Raw genomic sequence first — 18,164 nt, 5'->3', positions numbered from 1 at the left:
AGCTCCTGAAGACGTTTTTGCTTGTATTGGCTAATCCGACTTTTTCTCATTTGGATATCCTAGATCAAATTACTTATCTAGGACAGCCCCTACTTTATTTTTTGAATTATGTGAATAATTATCATTGCAATTGGGTGATGTCCAATATGTTATTTAGGAATAATAAATAGGTAATTGTTTTATTTATGTGATATGGTAACAACTAAAAAATTATCTATTTTATATGTTATTGAAATTGTCTTTTTTGTCTTTTTTGTGTTTTTGTTTTATTTTTAATTTGATTATTTTGGCGCTTGTGTTTTTTGATTTAACAATCTATCTTTATTTAAGATAGCTAATAATAAGAGAGACTAATTAAATGATATAATTTATATTGCGAAGTTATTTTGTTATTGATTCTTTATTTATAGTAGCATTGCACGTTAAGTCATTATATGTCGACAAAGATTATAGATGAATTTGTTAATAACAGTTATGAAATATATCTTTGTTTTTCTTGGTATCAATACTATCAATAAAGCAAGGAGAGAAATATGAGCTTGAATAAAAAAGTCTTTCTGATTTTTACTTTATTAGCTATGAGCCATTTTAGTGTGGCATGTAATATTGATCCAACGGTAGAAAATATAATAAAAAGCTATGGACTACAAGAAACTAAAGTGATGTCTATGTATAAAAAGTGCGAATTGGATGCGGTGAATACTGGAAATAGAATTATATTAACTAATCATAAATCCCAAAATAGGAATGAACGTGCAGAGATAGAGATGTACTGGTATCGAGGAATGGGAATAGAAGAATTTAAGTTATTTGATAGTAATAAGTTTAAGAGTATTCCTTGTGTTAATGTGCCGAATCGCTTTTGTGGAATTTCTCCTGAGTATACTTACGCGAAGAGCTATCCGATGAGAGAAGATAAAAAATTGGTTATAGAGTTTAGTACCGTAAAACCTGGTTGGCTATATAATGAATTTACAACTAAACATAACTGCGAAATTTATGTTGAATCAAGAGGAGAATCATATAGACTGGGTGGAATGGGTGCATTGAAAGAAGATGAATCGAATTGTGAGCCTAAAGGTTATAAGGTCGGGGATGAGTTTAATAACTGGCTATTAGAAAAGCCAGTTAAAATAGAGGCTACAATTTCTTATATACAAATACCTATACTGAACTAATCCTTAATATCTATTATATAATCATGTCATTATTAGCTTTAAACTCTCTTTTAGCACCGAATGTCTTATAGCTTTGGTGCTTTTTCTTGGTTAAAGTTTATCGCCCTTGTTGGGGGGATAACTAATAGCACTCGATAGAATGTTAAAGAATAAATGCAAATTGCATAAAGAACTCTATTAGATAACAAAGAAAATTTTCATTGAGAAATGTTTTTCAAAAGAAATATTTTCATATCACTATTGGTTTTTTTTCTTATATATCGTTACTATATTTTTTGTAGATATTCTAATGGCATATTTTTTAATTTAATTATATTGGAATTTGTTTTTGTTTTTTATAGTTAAATAATCTACCTTATTCAAAGCAGATAATAACAATAAGGATTAATGCAACGGCTAATTTATTATGTTATCTGTAATGGCATTCTTTAATTAATATATAATGATGAAATCTATTTTAATCTAATTAGGTACCAAAACTATAAATAAAGCAAGGAGAGAAATATGAGTTTGAATAAAAAAGTTTTCCTTATTTCCCCACTTTTATTAGCTATTAGCAGTTTCAGTATGGCATGTATGAAAGATCCGGAAAACATTAGAAATCAGGTAAAAGATGCAATAACTGCAAATGGATTGGCAAAAACCAAAGTAATGTCTTTATACACAAATTGTGTTCTTAGAGTTAAAGACAACACACCAAATAAACTTACGCTAAAGAGTAGTAAAACCTCAAATAGTGATAATGAGGCAGAAAAATCGATGTACTGGTATCGAGGAATGGAGATAAAGGAATATCAAACATTTGATAAAAATAGGAACGAGAAAATTTCTTGCGTTCAAGAAAACAGTTTCTGTGGAATTGCGCCTCAATTCACTTACTCACAAAGTTATCTAACGAATAAAAAACCAGGTGTTGTTATTGAATTTAAGACGGAAAAGGCTGGTTGGTTATATAATGACTTTACAACTAAAAATGGATGTAAGACTAAAGCTGAAGGTGGAGGAACATACGGGCTTGGTGTAACAGGAACATCGGCAAGTTGTAATTCTGCATATAAGCAACGCGGAATAGGAAATATATTTAATGGGTGGTTATCAAAGAATAAAGTACAAGCCCAGGTCGCGTATGTATTATTACAGAAAAAGAAAAAATAGGCTTCTCTGTGCTGAAACTATGCAATTATCAATCTTGAATATACACAGATAACTATAAAGGTGAGGTGCCGCATATATGCGGCACAATTAAATTGTTTTTTGTAGTTCATTGTGTGTAGTTAGGTAGTAGAAAAGTTTTCATTGAAAAATATTTTACAATAGTTATAAATGATCATGTGGTTTTTTATAAATTTTATGGTCGAATGTATTTGCAATCTTGTGAGGTTATTTAGATTGTTATGATATAAAAAACCAGTGGTTATGATGTTATATATATAACATGTGAATGTTGATAAATCATTCATTTTATATATTGTTGAAATTTTTCTATATTTATTTTTATGTGTTTAAGTAAGATATTTTTCTAATTTAATGATTCTGTGATTTGTGTTTTTTGATTTAATAATCTATTCTTACTTAAGAAAGGAAATAATAACTAATTGAATTAAATGATTTATATTGTAATTCCCTATTGTTGTTGATTTCTTATTTGTGTCTGAATTGTGATTTAAATTATTATTTATATCGTAAATTATATATTAGTTTGATGATAACGAAATTAATTTTGTTCCATTTAGTGTTAAAACTATAAATCAAGTAAGGAAAGAAATATGAATTTGAATAAAAAGATTTTCTTTATTGCACCATTTTTATTAACTATTAGCAATTTCAGTATGGCCTGTATGCAAGATCCGGAGAACATTAGAAATCAGGTAAAAAATGCAATAACTGCAAATGGATTGGCAAAGACTAAGGTCATGTCTTTATATGAAAATTGTGTTCTTCGAGTTTCAGTCAACACACCGAATAAACTTACACTAACGAGTAATAAAACTGTAAATAGTGATAATGAGATAGAAGAATCGATGTACTGGTATCGAGGAATGCAGATAAATGAATATCAAGGATTTGATAGGAATAGTAATGAAAAAATTTCTTGTGTTCAAGAAAACGTTTTTTGTGGAATTGCGCCTAAATTCACTTACTCTCAAAGTTATCTAACCAATAATAACCCAGGTGTTGTTATTGAATTCAAAACGAAAAGAGCCGGTTGGTTATATGGTGATTTTACAACTGCACATAATTGCCGCCCTAAAGTGGAAGCTGGAACATTATCGTATGGGTTAGGTAGAAGAGGGACATCGGAAAGCTGTGATGCTGAATATAAGCAACGTGGAATAGGAAATATATTTAACGAGTGGTTATCAACGAATAAAATACAAGCTCAAGTGGCGTATGTATTGTTAAGAAAATAGGATTTAACATCTATTATATTATCATGTCATTATCAATCTTAAATTTGTGCAGATAACTATAAAGGTAAGGTGCCGCATATCTGCGGCACGATTAAATTTCTGATTCATTTTGCGAAATGTATCTCAATAGCACTTTTAGCATCTTGCCAGGCTTCTTCAAGTGTATCGCCAGTAAAATAACAGCCGGGTAAATCAAAAAACCAGAATCTTTACGGGGATAAAAAGAAAATAAAAAGGCCAAATCCAGAGAAGTACAGGATTCAGCCTTTGTCAGCGATTAATCTGCTACGGATAAGAAGCGGTTACGCTTCCCCCTGTGCTGATTGAATCGCAGTCAGTGCAACGGTGTAAACAATATCGTCTACCAAAGCGCCACGGGACAGGTCGTTAACCGGTTTACGCATACCTTGCAGCATTGGTCCGATTGAAACCAGATCCGCAGAACGTTGTACCGCTTTATAGGTGGTGTTACCAGTGTTCAGATCAGGGAAGATGAACACAGTAGCTTGACCGGCAACCGGTGAGTTTGGTGCTTTAGATTTCGCTACATCTGCCATGATTGCGGCGTCATATTGCAATGGGCCATCAATGATCAGGTCCGGGCGTTTTTCCTGTGCCAAACGAGTTGCTTCACGAACTTTTTCAACATCACTACCGGCGCCGGAGTTGCCGGTAGAGTAGGAGATCATGGCTACACGCGGTTCGATACCAAATGCTTTAGCTGAATCCGCAGATTGAATAGCGATTTCAGACAGTTGTTCAGCCGTCGGATCTGGATTGATTGCACAGTCACCGTAAACCAGAACCTGTTCCGGCAGCAGCATAAAGAACACGGATGATACCAGCGAGCTGCCCGGCGCCGTTTTGATTAACTGCAATGGCGGGCGGATAGTGTTGGCCGTGGTGTGTACCGCACCGGATACCAAACCATCAACTTCGCCCTGTTCCAGCATCAACGTACCCAGAACAACGTTGTCTTCCAGTTGTTCACGTGCGACGACTTCGGTCATGCCTTTGCTTTTACGCAGTTCAACCAGACGTGGAACATAACGCTCACGTACAGCAACCGGATCAACAATTTCAATACCCGCGCCCAGTTCTACCCCCTGAGCAGCGGCGACACGGCGGATCTCTTCTGGATCGCCAAGTAAAACGCATTGCGCAATACCGCGATCAGCGCAGATAGATGCCGCTTTCACGGTACGAGGTTCGTCACCTTCCGGCAGAACAATGCGTTTGCCTGCTTTGCGCGCCAATTCTGTTAATTGATAACGGAATGCAGGTGGAGAGAGGCGATGTGGGCGTTCAGAGTTCGCTGTCAGGGAGTCGATCCACTCTTTGTTGATATGGTGTGCGACGTAGTTTTGCAGTTTTTCAATACGTTCATGGTCATCTACCGGAACTTCCAGGCTGAAACTTTGCAGGCTCAGGGAAGTCTGCCAGGTGTTGGTATCAACCATAAAGACTGGCAGGCCAGTGTTGAAGGCACGTTCACACAATTGCTTAATCGGCTCATCGATGGCATAGCCGCCGGTTAGCAGAATTGCACCGATTTCAACACCATTCATAGCCGCCAGACAGGCTGAAACCAGAACGTCTGGACGATCAGCCGAAGTGACCAGCAGAGAACCGGGACGGAAGTGCTCTAACATGTGTGGAATGCTGCGTGCACAGAAAGTCACGGATTTCACACGACGGGTTTTGATCGCGCCTTCGTTGATAATACGGGCGTTCAGGTGTCTTGCCATATCAATTGCACGAGTTGCAATCAGGTCAAAACTCCACGGAATGCAACCCAGGATTGGCAATGGGCTATTTTTAAACAGCGTGTTCGGATCGATGTTAGATGTGGTGGCTTTTGAGGATTCATCAAAGATCTCTGACAGATCAGGACGGGTACGGCCTTGATCGTCAACCGGCGCATTCAGTTTGTTAATAATAACACCGGTAATGTTCTGGTTTTTGCTGCCGCCAAATTCAGCACGCGCCAGTTCAACACGTTCTTTCAACTGTTCCGGGGAATCGTTACCTAGCGCCAATACGAATACGATTTCAGCATTCAGCGTTTTGGCAATTTCATAGTTGAGAGATTGGGCGAATGAATGCTTGCGGGTTGGAACCAGACCTTCAATCAGAATGACTTCTGCGTCTTTGGTGTTTTCGTGGTAAAGGGCCACGATTTTTTCCATCAGTACATCTTTCTGATTGGTTGTCAGCAAAGATTCCACATGCGCCATGTCCAGCGGTTCAGCGGTTTTTATGCTGGAATGAGAGCGGATGATTGTTGTGGTTTGATCTTGGGCGCCACAGCAACGGGATTGGGCGATAGGTTTGAAAACACTCAGGCTAACGCCTTTTTGCTCCATTGAGCGGATTACACCTAAACTAACACTGGTCAAGCCGACGCTGGTGCTAGTAGGGATCAACATAATTGTTCGGGACACGGAAACCTCTTTACGGTTGCTCGTTGGTCAAAAAATAGTACCGCCAGCAGTGGCTGGCGGTTGGTCAAATTATTACGCGGTCAGACGCGCTGCGTCTTGAGCGATCACTAATTCTTCATTGGTTGGGATCACCAAAGCAAGACGGCTGTTGTCAGTCGTGATAGCGCCGGATTTACCGAAGCGAGCCGCCAGGTTACGGTCGTGATCGTATTCAAAGCCTAACAGAGCCAGTTTTTTCAGTACCAGCTCACGAACCAGTGCGGAGTTTTCACCAATACCACCGGTAAAGATAATGGCATCCAAACGGCCTTCCATCAGTGCGGAATAAGAGCCGACGTATTTAGCCAGACGGTGGCAGTAAACGTCCATCGCGCGTTTAGCATCGGCTTTAGTTTCATAGTTATCTTCTATATAACGGCAATCACTGGTGACTTCGGTCAGACCTAGCAGACCAGATTCTTTGGTCAACAGTTTGTTGATTTGTTCAACGCTCATGCCCAGTGAATCATGCAGGTGGAAAATGATAGCCGGGTCGATGTCACCGCTGCGGGTACCCATTACCAGACCTTCCAGTGGCGTCAATCCCATAGAGGTGTCAACACACCGGCCATTAACGATAGCGGAGATGGAACCACCATTACCCAGATGACAAACGATAACGTTCAGCTCTTCAACCGGTTTGTTGAGCGTTTTTGCCGCTTCACGGGAAACGAAGAAGTGGCTGGTTCCATGTGCGCCATAGCGACGAATGCCGTGTTCTTTGTACAGGTTGTATGGCAGGGCATACAGGTAAGCCTCTTCCGGCATGGTCTGATGGAACGCGGTATCGAATACGGCAACGTTTTTGTCAGTCAGGTGTGGGAACCCTTTTTTCGCTTCTTCGATACCAATCAGGTGAGCCGGGTTGTGCAATGGTGCGAATGGAACCGCATCTTTAATCCCTTGAATCACTTCATCATTGATGGCGACGGATGCTGTGAATTTTTCACCGCCGTGAACAATACGGTGGCCGATTGCGGTGATTTGATCAGAAAGTTCTGGTTTTTCCGCCAGAATAGTATTAACAATAAAGTTCAATGCTTCACTGTGGGCTGCGCCAGCACCTAAAGCGGCTTCATGTTTCGCGCCATCCATTTTCCACTTAATGCGGGCTTCGGGCAGGTTAAAACATTCAGCTAGACCAGAAAGATATTCTTCACCGTTAGCAGGATCGATGATAGCAAATTTCAGAGAAGAGCTACCGCAATTGAGGACCAGTACCAGCTTACTTGACATGGAAATACCTATATCGTGTTTGTCATTGAGTCTTACAGATAAGACATGTTGATTAATAAAACGTCAATTACTTATGAGCGTAGCGCGTAAGGTGATGACATTAAATGATTAACATCATGCTCTATGCAAAGAGCATGATGATAAGGTTTCGATTTTCAAAACCCTTTTTTGCCAGCCATGATGTTAAGAGACAGTGTGATTTGTTAACAAAATGAACCTAAGTGCAGTAAAAAAGGTAAAATATGTCGCTTTACTGCTGTGTATAACACAAAAGTGGATGTAGGATACCGATAGCCAGCAGTAAAGACAAAATATACTTAATCCTACAAAAAATATTTTATCATTTACAATGTTTTTTTAAAAAATGTGTTTTTAATTGATTGAGGTCATGATGAGCGCAATACCTCCCACCAGTAATGGATGGCTGAGAAAGATGCAACTGGGACAGCACTATATGAAAACTTGGCCGATTGAGAAACAATTAGCACCCATGTTTCCTGAAAACCGGATTATTAAGGCAACCCGTTTTGGTATCCGGTTTATGCCGCCGTTGGCTATTTTTACGTTGACGTGGCAAATCGCACTGGGTGGTCAGCTTGGTCCGGCTGTGGCGACGGCGTTGTTTGCCTGTAGTTTACCGATGCAAGGGTTATGGTGGTTGGGGAAACGGGCATCAACGCCACTACCGGCGGCATTGCTGAAATGGTTCCATGAAATCCGTGATAAATTTGCCGCAGCCGGTATTGCAATGGCTCCGGTGCAGCAAACGCCAACTTATCAATCTCTCGCAGAATTGCTGAAACGCGCGTTTAAACAACTCGATCGTTCGTTTCTCGATGATGTTTAAGCCAGGAGAAATCCGTTTAGATTATTGCCGTCAATGTATTGAAAAATCAGAAATGATGATTCATGGCGAAAAGTGGGGGCATTGTTGATCGCAACCGAAGATTTTCCCTCGATAAAATGGTCTACTAGCCAAGTTTTCGATACTAATATCTTCTTCTTTGTTGATAGAGGCCATTTTGAATAGCGAACTCTTGTGGGTATTGACCCTGCTGTTGATAGCTATTGTTCTTTTTACCACCAATAAACTACGCATGGATATTGTTGCATTATTGGTGATTATCGCATTTGTCATGAGTGGAACGTTAACGCTCGGTGAAGCGACCAGCGGTTTCAGTGATCCCAATGTGTTGTTGATAGCTGCCCTGTTTGTTATTGGCGAAGGGTTGGTAAGGACTGGCGTTGCTTATCAAATGGGGGACTGGCTGGTAAGAGTTGCCGGAAACAGCGAAACTAAAATGTTGGCGTTACTGATGATGACGGTGGCGGGGCTTGGTGCTTTCATGAGCTCTACAGGAGTGGTCGCAATTTTTATTCCTGTGGTGCTCAGTGTGGCGGCAAGAATGAAAATTTCGCCGGGGCGGTTGATGATGCCTTTGAGTTTCGCCGGGCTTATCAGTGGCATGATGACATTGGTAGCAACGCCACCCAATATGGTGATTAACAGTGAGTTGATACGGGAAGGGCTTCCCGGTTTCAAATTTTTCTCTATTACACCGATTGGTATTTTGATTCTGTTTGCCGGTATTGGTTATATGTTGATCGCTCACCATTGGTTGGGAAATAATCAATTGGATAAAGGTCATGACAAATGGAATCGCCGCACTTTCCGTGACCTTATCCGCGACTATAAATTATCAGGTCGCGCGCGTCGTCTGGCTATCCGTTCAGGTTCCCCGCTGATTGGTCTTTCTCTTGATGAGTTAAATTTGCGTGCCCGCTATGGGGCTAATGTCGTTGGTATTGAGCGTTGGCGACGTTTTCGGCGCGTTATGGTTAGTGCGGTGGGCAATACCGAATTGAGAGCGCGGGATGTGTTGCTGGTTGATATGTCAGACAGTGAGGTGGATCTGCGTGAGTTTTGCAGTGAGCAATTATTAGAGCCGATGGTGCTGCGTGGGGAGTACTTTTCTGAACAATCTCGTAATGTGGGAATGGCGGAAGTTTCTCTGATCCCGGAGTCAGATTTATTAGGAAAGTCGCTGCGGGAAATCTGTTTTCGTACCTGCTATGGCTTGAATGTTGTTGGTATTCGACGTGATGGTGAATCGTTGCCGGGTAAACTGGTCGATGAACCGCTGCAACTGGGCGATATTTTGCTGGTTATTGGTGACTGGAAATTGATCCGTGTCCTGCAAACCAAAATGCGCGATTTTATTGTCCTTAATCTGCCGGTTGAGATCGAAGAAGTAGCCCCGGCAACGTCCCAAGCTCCACATGCGCTTTTGAGTTTGGCGCTGATGGTAGCCATGATGCTTACCGATGAAGTACCCAATGTGATTGCGGCATTGATAGCTTGCCTGTTGATGGGAAAATTCCGCTGTATTGATATGGAAAGTGCGTACCGCTCTATTCACTGGCCCAGTATTATCCTGATTGTCGGGATGATGCCGTTTGCACTGGCATTACAGAAAACCGGCGGGATTGATCTGATTGTTCGCGGCCTGATGGATATTGCCGGTGATATGGGGCCGAGAGTGATGCTGGTATGTCTGTTTGTACTTTGTGCGGTAATCGGCTTGTTTATTTCTAATACGGCAACGGCGGTATTAATGGCGCCGATAGCCATTGCTGCCGCGCGTGAAATGGCAGTCTCTCCGATGCCATTTGCGATGATTATTGGCGTGGCGGCTTCCGCTGCATTTATGACCCCGGTTTCATCCCCAGTGAATACGCTGGTTCTTGGCCCCGGTGGTTATAAGTTTTCCGATTTTGTCCGTTTGGGCGTACCATTCACCCTGCTGGTGATGGTGATAAGTGTGCTGGTCATACCTTGGTTGTTTCCATTCTAATGGGGAATATCGAGGCTAATTTCATCTAATGACAAGCTGAACCCCGGTACAAAAACTTTCATAAAGTAATCCATCTCCTGGCTGTGACGATCAGCCAGGGTTTTTTCAAGCCGGGCTTTCGCCAGATTGAATTCATGGTTACCTGCCGATAACTCTTCCAGACATTTCAGATAAGCACACAGGGAATCGGCCTGCTTAATGATAAAAGTTTCTTCTGCTGTATGCTGACTGTCATCCAGAATTGGGCGGAAATCCTCTTGTAGCTCCGCGGGCAGCATTTCCAATAATTTCTTCTGTGCGATTTTTTCTATCTTTTTGTATTCCCGTGCGATATGTGGATTGTGATATTTGACCGGTGTGGGTAAATCTCCGGTGATAACTTCGCTGGCGTCGTGATACATAGCCAGCAACGCAATGCGTTCAGCATTCACATTGCCGCCAAATTTGCGGTTTTTGATAATGGCTAAGGCGTGTGCGACAAAGGCTACCTGTAGGCTGTGTTCAGACACGTTTTCTGTACGTACATTGCGCATCAAAGGCCAACGGTTAATCAGTTTCAAACGGGAGAGGTGGGCAAAAAAGTGGCTCATAATTATCTCTTACAGTAAACATTGCTGTTATTGTGAGCTGTGGGTGGGGTGAAGTAAACCTTAAAATCGTTTCTTATTCTTATCCATTGGTTTTATAGGGAAATCTGCTATTTACCTGACACACATTAAAACGGGTATCCAGACCGTATAGCAGGGGTGATAGGGTTAATTTACATTTACCATTAACTGGCAATGTTATAATCGTGATGGATATATTTTTTAAAAGAAATTTATTTCTCTACTCCATTTTATATACAATTCATATACAAAAATTTCATATAATTTACAATAGCTTATTATTTATTCAGGTGTTCTCTTTTATCAAGTTTAATAAATGCAATGTTTAATTCTTTTGTATCTTGCTAATGCCTTATATAATCACTGCAAGAGTCCTCTATAAAATAAAAAAATTAGTCTGTGTTACCGGTAAAAAGTGAAAATTTATTGGTCTTATTTTGCAGAGAGTCATCATTTGGCATCAATAAAGAAAGCTATGGAAATGGTTATCAAGGATTTCTCTCTGACAGGTGCGGTTTTCCTCAGTAAGGGAAAAACGGGCAGGCTAGGTTTATCGGACAGGCTGGATTTATCGGAATAGAAGAAATAGGTTTTCTTCTACACCGACAGAACGTATGGTATGAATAATCTCCGTTATCAGTAATCTCTTTCTGTGAACGGAGATTATTTTTGCTGGTGATATTTGCCAATAAATCGAGCGAATTTTTGAATCGCCATCTCCAGTTCGTCGAGCCTTGGTAACGTCACGATGCGGAAATGGTCAGGTTCCGGCCAGTTAAATGCGGTTCCTTGCACTAACAAAACCTTCTCTTGTAATAAAAGGTCAAGCACCATCTTTTGGTCATCATGAACATTAAAGCGCTTCGTATCAATTTTGGGAAACATATATAAAGCGCCTTTAGGTTTTACACAGGAAACGCCGGGGATTTGATTAATTAATTCCCATGCTCGGTTACGCTGCTCATACAAACGACCACCAGGTAAAATAAATTCACTGATACTTTGGTAACCACCTAAAGCAGTTTGAATAGCATGTTGCATTGGCACATTGGCACATAAACGCATTGATGCCAGCATCTCTAAACCTTCAATATAGCTCTTAGCGTGTTTTTTCGGGCCGTTTAATACCATCCAGCCTTGACGAAAACCTGCTACCCGGTATGTTTTGGATAGCCCGTTAAATGTTACCGTTAACAGATCAGGGGCGAGCGCGGCAATTGAATGATGCTCTGCATCGTCATATAAGATTTTGTCGTAAATCTCATCAGCAAAAATAATCAAATTGTGTTGACGGGCTATTTCAACAACTTCCAACAGCAATTCTTTACTATATACAGCACCCGTTGGATTATTAGGGTTAATAATCACGATCCCACGTGTACGAGGTGTAATTTTGTTGCGGATATCGTTTAAGTCAGGAAACCAATCTGACCCTTCATCACACATATAATGTACGGCTTTGCCGCTGGAAAGTGAAACCGCCGCAGTCCAGAGAGGATAATCAGGCGCAGGAACCAGCATTTCATCACCGGTATTCAGTAATGCTTGCATTGCCTGAACGATTAATTCAGAAACGCCATTGCCGATATAAATATCTTCAACGGTCACATCCATCATATTCCGGGCTTGATAATGTTGCATGATAGCTTTGCGTGCGGAATACAGACCTTTCGAATCTGAATAACCCTGCGCGGTTGGTAAGTTACGGATAACATCTACCAAGATTTCATCTGGCGCTTCAAAACCAAAGGGGGCTGGATTACCAATATTTAATTTGAGGACTTTATTCCCTTCTTCTTCAAGGCGTTTCGCTTCCTTGAGTACGGGGCCGCGGATGTCGTAACAAACATTATCCAATTTGCTGGATTTTTTAACTGCTAGCATAGAGAGTCTTACCTTATCTTGGTAAAAAAAGGGGTCGCCTGGCACATAGTGTGTAACATTTAATGTACTCTTCCCGCTGAATGTTTTGAAGATGCCTTGATATATTTGGTTAAAATGGTTGTTTTAGTAGGGAAGTTGTTATTTGAGTATCTTTTTATGCAAATTATGTCAGCGTTAAATTCTGAATTTATTCACAAGATCAAATTTATAATCTTAATTGTGGGTGTTTTCTAGTGTGGAAATGGGGTGTTTTTAACGTGATAACGGCTTGATTGCGCCATTTTGGGCAGAAAGTGATCATGGTTCAATTTGCCAATAAAAATTGTTGTGTTTGTATAATTTATTCTTATGTATAAGATTTGCCTTGAATTGGCAATTCAGAACTATATATTTTAGAAAGATCGAACAATATTTTTGATCATTTCTGGAAACTAGTTGTAAATTTATCTGAATAGGATTATTAAACATTAGTGATATTGTAGATTTTTACTTTATATTTAGTTTTTCTGATATAACTTATGTTATTCTTTGACGTGAGTCAGAAAACAAAATAACCAAACTAGAAATCACATATAGGGTGTTGTAAATAGGGATTGTCCTCAATTTATTTAGGAATCCGAGTAACTTTTGCTAACGAAGAGGAGAAAATAAAACCCGCAATGGGTTGAATAGGTAAAAAAACAGCAGTAAATCTTTGCCCTATTTAATAGAGTAGAGTACTGTCTAAGCGATGTTAATTTAATTTGATAGTGCTTACGTAAAAACACCAGGTTAGTTAGTAATTAAAATCAAAAAAAAGTGATGAATAAACAATGATAAATGCAAATCGTCCGATAATGAATCTCGATCTCGATCTGCTAAGAACTTTTGTTGCTGTTGCTGATTTAAATACTTTTGCAGCAGCAGCAGCAGCAGTATGCAGAACGCAATCGGCTGTAAGTCAGCAAATGCAACGTTTAGAGCAGTTGGTGGGCAGAGAGCTGTTTGCCCGCCACGGCCGTAATAAGCTTCTTACAGAGCATGGTCTTCAACTTCTTGGTTATGCAAGACAAATTCTGCGCGCTAACGATGATGCCAGCGCATCATTAACCTATAGCGATGCAGAAGGCGAACTAAGAATCGGTGCATCCGACGATACGGTGGATACACTGCTCCCTTTTTTGTTAAATCGCATCGCTTCTGTTTATCCGCGGATGGCAATAGATGTCCGTATAAAGCGTACTCAATTTATTGAAAGTATGCTGGATAGCCATGAGATCGATTTGGCGCTCACAACCGCGAAGATCAGTCATCATCCAAGGACTGTTCTGCGCTCAACACCGGTATTATGGCATTGCGCCCCTGATTTCCAGCTACAACCAAATGAGCCTGTGCCACTGGTTGTGATGGATGAAACCAATCCATTCCGTCAGTTGGCGTTGGATACGTTGGATGAGGTGGGAGTATCGTGGCGGATTGCTTATGAAGCCGCTTCTCTGTCGGCGGTTCGCACGGCGGTGAATGCAGAAGTCGGTATTACTGCCCGTCCTCTGGAAATGCAAAATGCCGATCTGCGTATTTTAGGGGAGAGTGAAGGGCTTCCTCGTTTGCCTGAAACTCAATTCTCTCTTTATAGACATAGCAATGAACAAAATGAATCTGTTCTGACGGTTTTTAGTGCTATAGAGAATAAGAAAACGCCATACACGATATCGGGTGTTCCAGAAGAACTTCCTGATGATGACGATATTATTGATGAGTAATATCTGAAACGCTTGTCTTTGCTAATACCTCCATTATGGACGGAAGGAGGTATTAGCTCCCTAGATATATTTATAAGAAATCATCAACTGAATTCATCTTATTTTGTTGTTATCGTAATCATTAAATATACGGTGGCATTTTTCTTAACACCCCCCTGATTTGGTTAACAAATTGTTATATTGTTAACAAAGTAATAATTCGCTGAATTGATGAAATAAGAATTTCTGTAGTGAACGGGAACTTTTCTTGTCGCTAATGGATAAAAATATAATTTCTTCAGATTTGAATGAATTATCATCAGCAGTAAAATTTTTTTCTGTCAAATTGTGTACTTGATCAAAGAAATACTCCCTATGTAGCAGTGGAAAGGCAGGTTTTTCCTGAGATAATGATGTAGTAAAAGCGAGTTATCGGTTAGACTAGTTTCCGCCGCTATTCGCATGCCAGTTTACTGACACGTTTTAGCAGCGCGGCAGCACGATCCGTTAAGACTAAGTTTGTTGTTTGTAAATAAATGTTAGATTAATTTTGTCATAACAGACAAAATATTGTTGAGAGGAGTAAAAACCAAGAAGATTCACTCCATCAATCATTGATTAACAGTGTTTCAGATTTGGTTGTTACCCCTTCCCTTGAATCGATGTGGTGCAACACTGCCAGACAAAAGAGCAGACACTTTTGACACCACTTTTGATGAGTAAGCAATGAGTATGTCAACATCCACTGAACTCTTTGCCCATCACTGGGCATTCGCGGTATTTCTTTTAGGTGCTTTCGGTCTGTGTGCTTTGATGCTGTTAGGGGCGTTTTTCTTGGGCGGAAGAGCGAAAGCCCGGGCAAAACACGTCCCTTATGAATCCGGTATTGATTCTGTCGGTAGTGCTCGTCTCCGTATGTCGGCCAAGTTCTATCTGGTCGCTATGTTCTTTGTCATCTTCGATGTTGAAGCGCTGTTTTTATATGCATGGTCAGTTTCTATCAAAGAGAGTGGCTGGTTAGGCTTTATCGAAGCAAGCATTTTCATTTTGGTGTTACTCGCAGGCTTGTTGTATCTGGTGCGTATTGGGGCGCTGAATTGGACGCCATCTCGTTCAAGCCGCCAGGTAAGTAAACCAAGTGTTGTGATTAACATTAACAATAGTCATCCGCAGTAATAGCGAGGCATTTAAAGATGGATTATACGCTCACCCGCATAGATCCGAACGGTGAGAATGACCGTTATCCCCTGCAAAAACAGGAAATTGTCGCAGACCCACTGGAGCAGCATGTCCACCGTAGTGTTTACATGGGCAAACTGGAGCATGCTCTGCATGATATGGTGAACTGGGGACGTAAAAACTCCCTGTGGCCCTACAACTTTGGTCTTTCCTGCTGTTATGTGGAAATGGCCACATCATTTACCGCTGTTCATGATGTCGCTCGTTTTGGCGCTGAAGTTTTACGTGCATCACCCCGTCAGGCGGATTTTATGGTGGTCGCTGGCACTTGTTTTACCAAAATGGCGCCGGTTATTCAGCGCTTGTATGACCAGATGCTTGAGCCGAAGTGGGTTATCTCTATGGGAGCCTGCGCCAACTCTGGTGGTATGTACGATATTTACTCTGTAGTTCAAGGCGTCGATAAGTTTATCCCCGTTGATGTTTATATTCCTGGCTGTCCTCCTCGTCCTGAAGCTTATATGCAAGCTTTGTTGCTGCTACAGGAGTCGATCGGCAAAGAGCGTCGTCCGCTGTCTTGGGTGGTGGGAGATCAAGGGGTTTACCGTGCCAATATGCAGTCAGAAAGAGAACGTAAGCACGGGGAACGTATCGCAGTGAAAAATCTGCGTACGCCAGACGAAGTTTAGAATCTGTCTTTTAGACAGTAGGCGTGACTCAAAGTAGCCTAATGAATGTAACCAGAGCAATGTGTTGCGATACTAATCCTGATCAAAACGAACACTGATCAAAGCGTTGTGGTGAAAAATGATGATAGATCAGATAGCGCAAGAAAGCGCCCGGCCTGCGTGGCAAACTCACGACCATCTTGATGATCCGGTTGTGAGTGAGCTGCGTAACCACTTTGGCCCGGATGCCTTTACTGTTCAGCCAACCCGTACTGGTATACCCGTTGTCTGGGTGAAGCGTGAACAATTACTGGAAATAATGACTTTCCTGAAGAAACTGCCCAAACCGTATGTCATGCTGTTCGATTTGCATGGCATGGATGAGCGCCAGCGTACTCACCGCCAGGGTCTGCCAGAGGCAGATTTTTCTGTGTTTTATCACCTGCTTTCTATTGAGCGTAACCGCGATATTATGTTGAAGGTCGCCCTCAGTGAAAAAGACCTGAATCTGCCGACTGCAACTCCTCTGTTTCCAAATGCCAACTGGTATGAGCGTGAAACATGGGAAATGTTTGGCATTGTCTTTAACGGCCACCCAAACCTGCGTCGTATTATGTTGCCGCCGACTTGGGAAGGGCATCCGTTGCGGAAGGATTATCCCGCTCGTGCGACGGAATTTGATCCTTTCGAACTGACCAGACAGAAAGAAGATCTGGAAATGGAAGCGCTGACTTTCAAACCAGAAGAGTGGGGAATGAAGCGGGGTACCGAGAATGAGGACTTTATGTTCCTTAACCTTGGTCCTAACCATCCCTCTTCTCATGGTGCGTTCCGTATCATTCTGCAACTGGATGGTGAAGAGATTGTCGATTGTGTCCCGGATATTGGTTATCACCATCGTGGCGCGGAGAAGATGGGAGAGCGCCAATCTTGGCACAGTTATATTCCCTATACAGACCGTATTGAATACTTAGGCGGTTGTGTTAATGAAATGCCTTATGTGCTGGCGGTGGAGAAACTGGCGGGAATTGAAGTGCCTGACCGGGTAAAAACCATTCGCGTTATGTTGTCGGAATTGTTCCGTATTAACAGCCATCTACTCTACATTTCAACTTTCATTCAGGACGTTGGCGGGATGACGCCGGTGTTCTTCGCCTTTACTGACCGCCAGAAAGTGTATGATCTGGTGGAGGCGATTACCGGTTTCCGTATGCACCCGGCGTGGTTCCGCATTGGCGGTGTCGCTCATGACTTGCCGCGTGGTTGGGATAGATTATTGCGCGATTTCCTGAACTGGATGCCTAAACGCCTTGATTCCTACGTGAAAGCAGCGCTGAAAAACAGCATCTTGAAGGGCCGTTCTATTGGGGTTGCCGCGTATAATTCCAAACAAGCCCTTGAATGGGGCACCACTGGCGCTGGGTTGCGGGCGACGGGCATTGCGTTTGATGTGCGTAAATGGCGTCCATACTCCGGCTATGAAAATTTCGATTTCGACGTGCCGATTGGTAATAACGGCGACTGTTATGATCGCGTGATGTTGAAAGTGGAAGAAGTGCGTCAGAGCTTGCGAATCTTGAAGCAATGTCTGGACAATATGCCTGAAGGTCCATTCAAAGCAGATCACCCACTGACGACACCACCACCCAAAGAGCGTACTTTGCAGCATATTGAGACCATGATTAACCACTTTTTGCAAGTGTCATGGGGACCGGTAATGCCGGCAAATGAATCTTTCCAAATGATTGAGGCCACCAAAGGCATCAACAGCTATTACCTCACCAGCGACGGCAGTACTGTGAGTTACCGTACCCGCGTCCGTACACCGAGTTATCCGCATTTGCAGCAGATCCCATCGGTAATCCGCGGTGGCTTAGTGTCTGACCTGATCGTGTATCTGGGCAGTATCGATTTTGTTATGTCTGATGTGGATCGCTAACT

At 41.7% G+C, this 18,164-nt stretch carries 13 protein-coding genes and 1 pseudogene; 9 read left to right on the top strand and 5 right to left on the bottom strand.

The window, feature by feature from the left end:
- Window positions 1-533 precede the first annotated feature (533 nt).
- From BA1DRAFT_RS16615 to BA1DRAFT_RS16605, 3 genes are all read left to right on the top strand, one after another.
- Window positions 534-1,178, top strand: coding sequence for a hypothetical protein (locus BA1DRAFT_RS16615; RefSeq protein WP_036781396.1), 645 nt, complete (start codon window positions 534-536; stop codon window positions 1,176-1,178).
- A gap of 504 nt (window positions 1,179-1,682) precedes the next feature.
- Window positions 1,683-2,333: a hypothetical protein gene (locus tag BA1DRAFT_RS16610; protein ID WP_036781393.1), complete on the top strand. Its 651-nt coding sequence runs from the start codon at window positions 1,683-1,685 to the stop codon at window positions 2,331-2,333.
- 611 nt (window positions 2,334-2,944) lie between these two features.
- Complete coding sequence (locus BA1DRAFT_RS16605; protein ID WP_036781391.1) at window positions 2,945-3,589, top strand: hypothetical protein; 645 nt, start codon at window positions 2,945-2,947, stop codon at window positions 3,587-3,589.
- A gap of 104 nt (window positions 3,590-3,693) precedes the next feature.
- Here the strand turns inward: BA1DRAFT_RS16605 and BA1DRAFT_RS24705 are convergent.
- From BA1DRAFT_RS24705 to ackA, 3 genes and pseudogenes are all read right to left on the bottom strand, one after another.
- Window positions 3,694-3,774: pseudogene (locus BA1DRAFT_RS24705) on the bottom strand (type II toxin-antitoxin system HicB family antitoxin); the annotation flags it as partial.
- 117 nt (window positions 3,775-3,891) lie between these two features.
- A complete protein-coding gene (pta, locus tag BA1DRAFT_RS16600; RefSeq protein WP_036781401.1) occupies window positions 3,892-6,018 on the bottom strand; it encodes a phosphate acetyltransferase in 2,127 nt (708 codons plus the stop codon).
- An 87-nt stretch (window positions 6,019-6,105) separates the two neighbouring features.
- Window positions 6,106-7,308 (bottom strand): acetate kinase, encoded by a 1,203-nt coding sequence (gene ackA / locus BA1DRAFT_RS16595; RefSeq protein ID WP_036781389.1) that lies wholly within the window; start codon window positions 7,306-7,308, stop codon window positions 6,106-6,108.
- 391 nt (window positions 7,309-7,699) lie between these two features.
- Here ackA and yfbV point away from each other — a divergent pair, with 391 nt between their 5' ends.
- Window positions 7,700-8,155 (top strand): terminus macrodomain insulation protein YfbV, encoded by a 456-nt coding sequence (gene yfbV, locus BA1DRAFT_RS16590; RefSeq protein WP_036781386.1) that lies wholly within the window; start codon window positions 7,700-7,702, stop codon window positions 8,153-8,155.
- 175 nt (window positions 8,156-8,330) lie between these two features.
- A complete protein-coding gene (locus tag BA1DRAFT_RS16585) occupies window positions 8,331-10,163 on the top strand; it encodes an SLC13 family permease (RefSeq protein WP_036781384.1) in 1,833 nt (610 codons plus the stop codon).
- Here the strand turns inward: BA1DRAFT_RS16585 and yfbR are convergent.
- Window positions 10,160-10,753, bottom strand: a complete 594-nt coding sequence (gene yfbR / locus BA1DRAFT_RS16580; RefSeq protein ID WP_036781381.1) for a 5'-deoxynucleotidase — start codon at window positions 10,751-10,753, stop codon at window positions 10,160-10,162. The two genes, BA1DRAFT_RS16585 and yfbR, sit on opposite strands and share 4 nt — an antisense overlap.
- Before the next feature lie 681 nt (window positions 10,754-11,434).
- Entirely contained in the window at window positions 11,435-12,655 is a 1,221-nt protein-coding gene (locus tag BA1DRAFT_RS16575; protein ID WP_036781379.1) for a pyridoxal phosphate-dependent aminotransferase, read from the bottom strand.
- A gap of 812 nt (window positions 12,656-13,467) precedes the next feature.
- Here BA1DRAFT_RS16575 and hexA point away from each other — a divergent pair.
- The 4 genes from hexA (at window position 13,468) to nuoC (ending at window position 18,162) form a co-directional block, all read left to right on the top strand.
- Window positions 13,468-14,397: a transcriptional regulator HexA gene (hexA, locus tag BA1DRAFT_RS16570; RefSeq protein ID WP_036781377.1), complete on the top strand. Its 930-nt coding sequence runs from the start codon at window positions 13,468-13,470 to the stop codon at window positions 14,395-14,397.
- A gap of 705 nt (window positions 14,398-15,102) precedes the next feature.
- A complete protein-coding gene (locus BA1DRAFT_RS16565) occupies window positions 15,103-15,552 on the top strand; it encodes an NADH-quinone oxidoreductase subunit A (protein WP_082301044.1) in 450 nt (149 codons plus the stop codon).
- Window positions 15,553-15,569: 17 nt separating this feature from the next.
- Window positions 15,570-16,244, top strand: a complete 675-nt coding sequence (locus BA1DRAFT_RS16560; protein WP_011147305.1) for a NuoB/complex I 20 kDa subunit family protein — start codon at window positions 15,570-15,572, stop codon at window positions 16,242-16,244.
- 118 nt (window positions 16,245-16,362) lie between these two features.
- Window positions 16,363-18,162, top strand: coding sequence for an NADH-quinone oxidoreductase subunit C/D (gene nuoC / locus BA1DRAFT_RS16555; RefSeq protein ID WP_105398090.1), 1,800 nt, complete (start codon window positions 16,363-16,365; stop codon window positions 18,160-18,162).
- The last annotated feature ends 2 nt before the right edge of the window (window positions 18,163-18,164 follow it).

Source organism: Photorhabdus aegyptia (genome assembly GCF_000612035.1).
Classification (GTDB): Bacteria; Pseudomonadota; Gammaproteobacteria; order Enterobacterales; family Enterobacteriaceae; genus Photorhabdus; species Photorhabdus akhurstii.
This window is presented reverse-complemented; position numbering and strand designations above follow the sequence as displayed.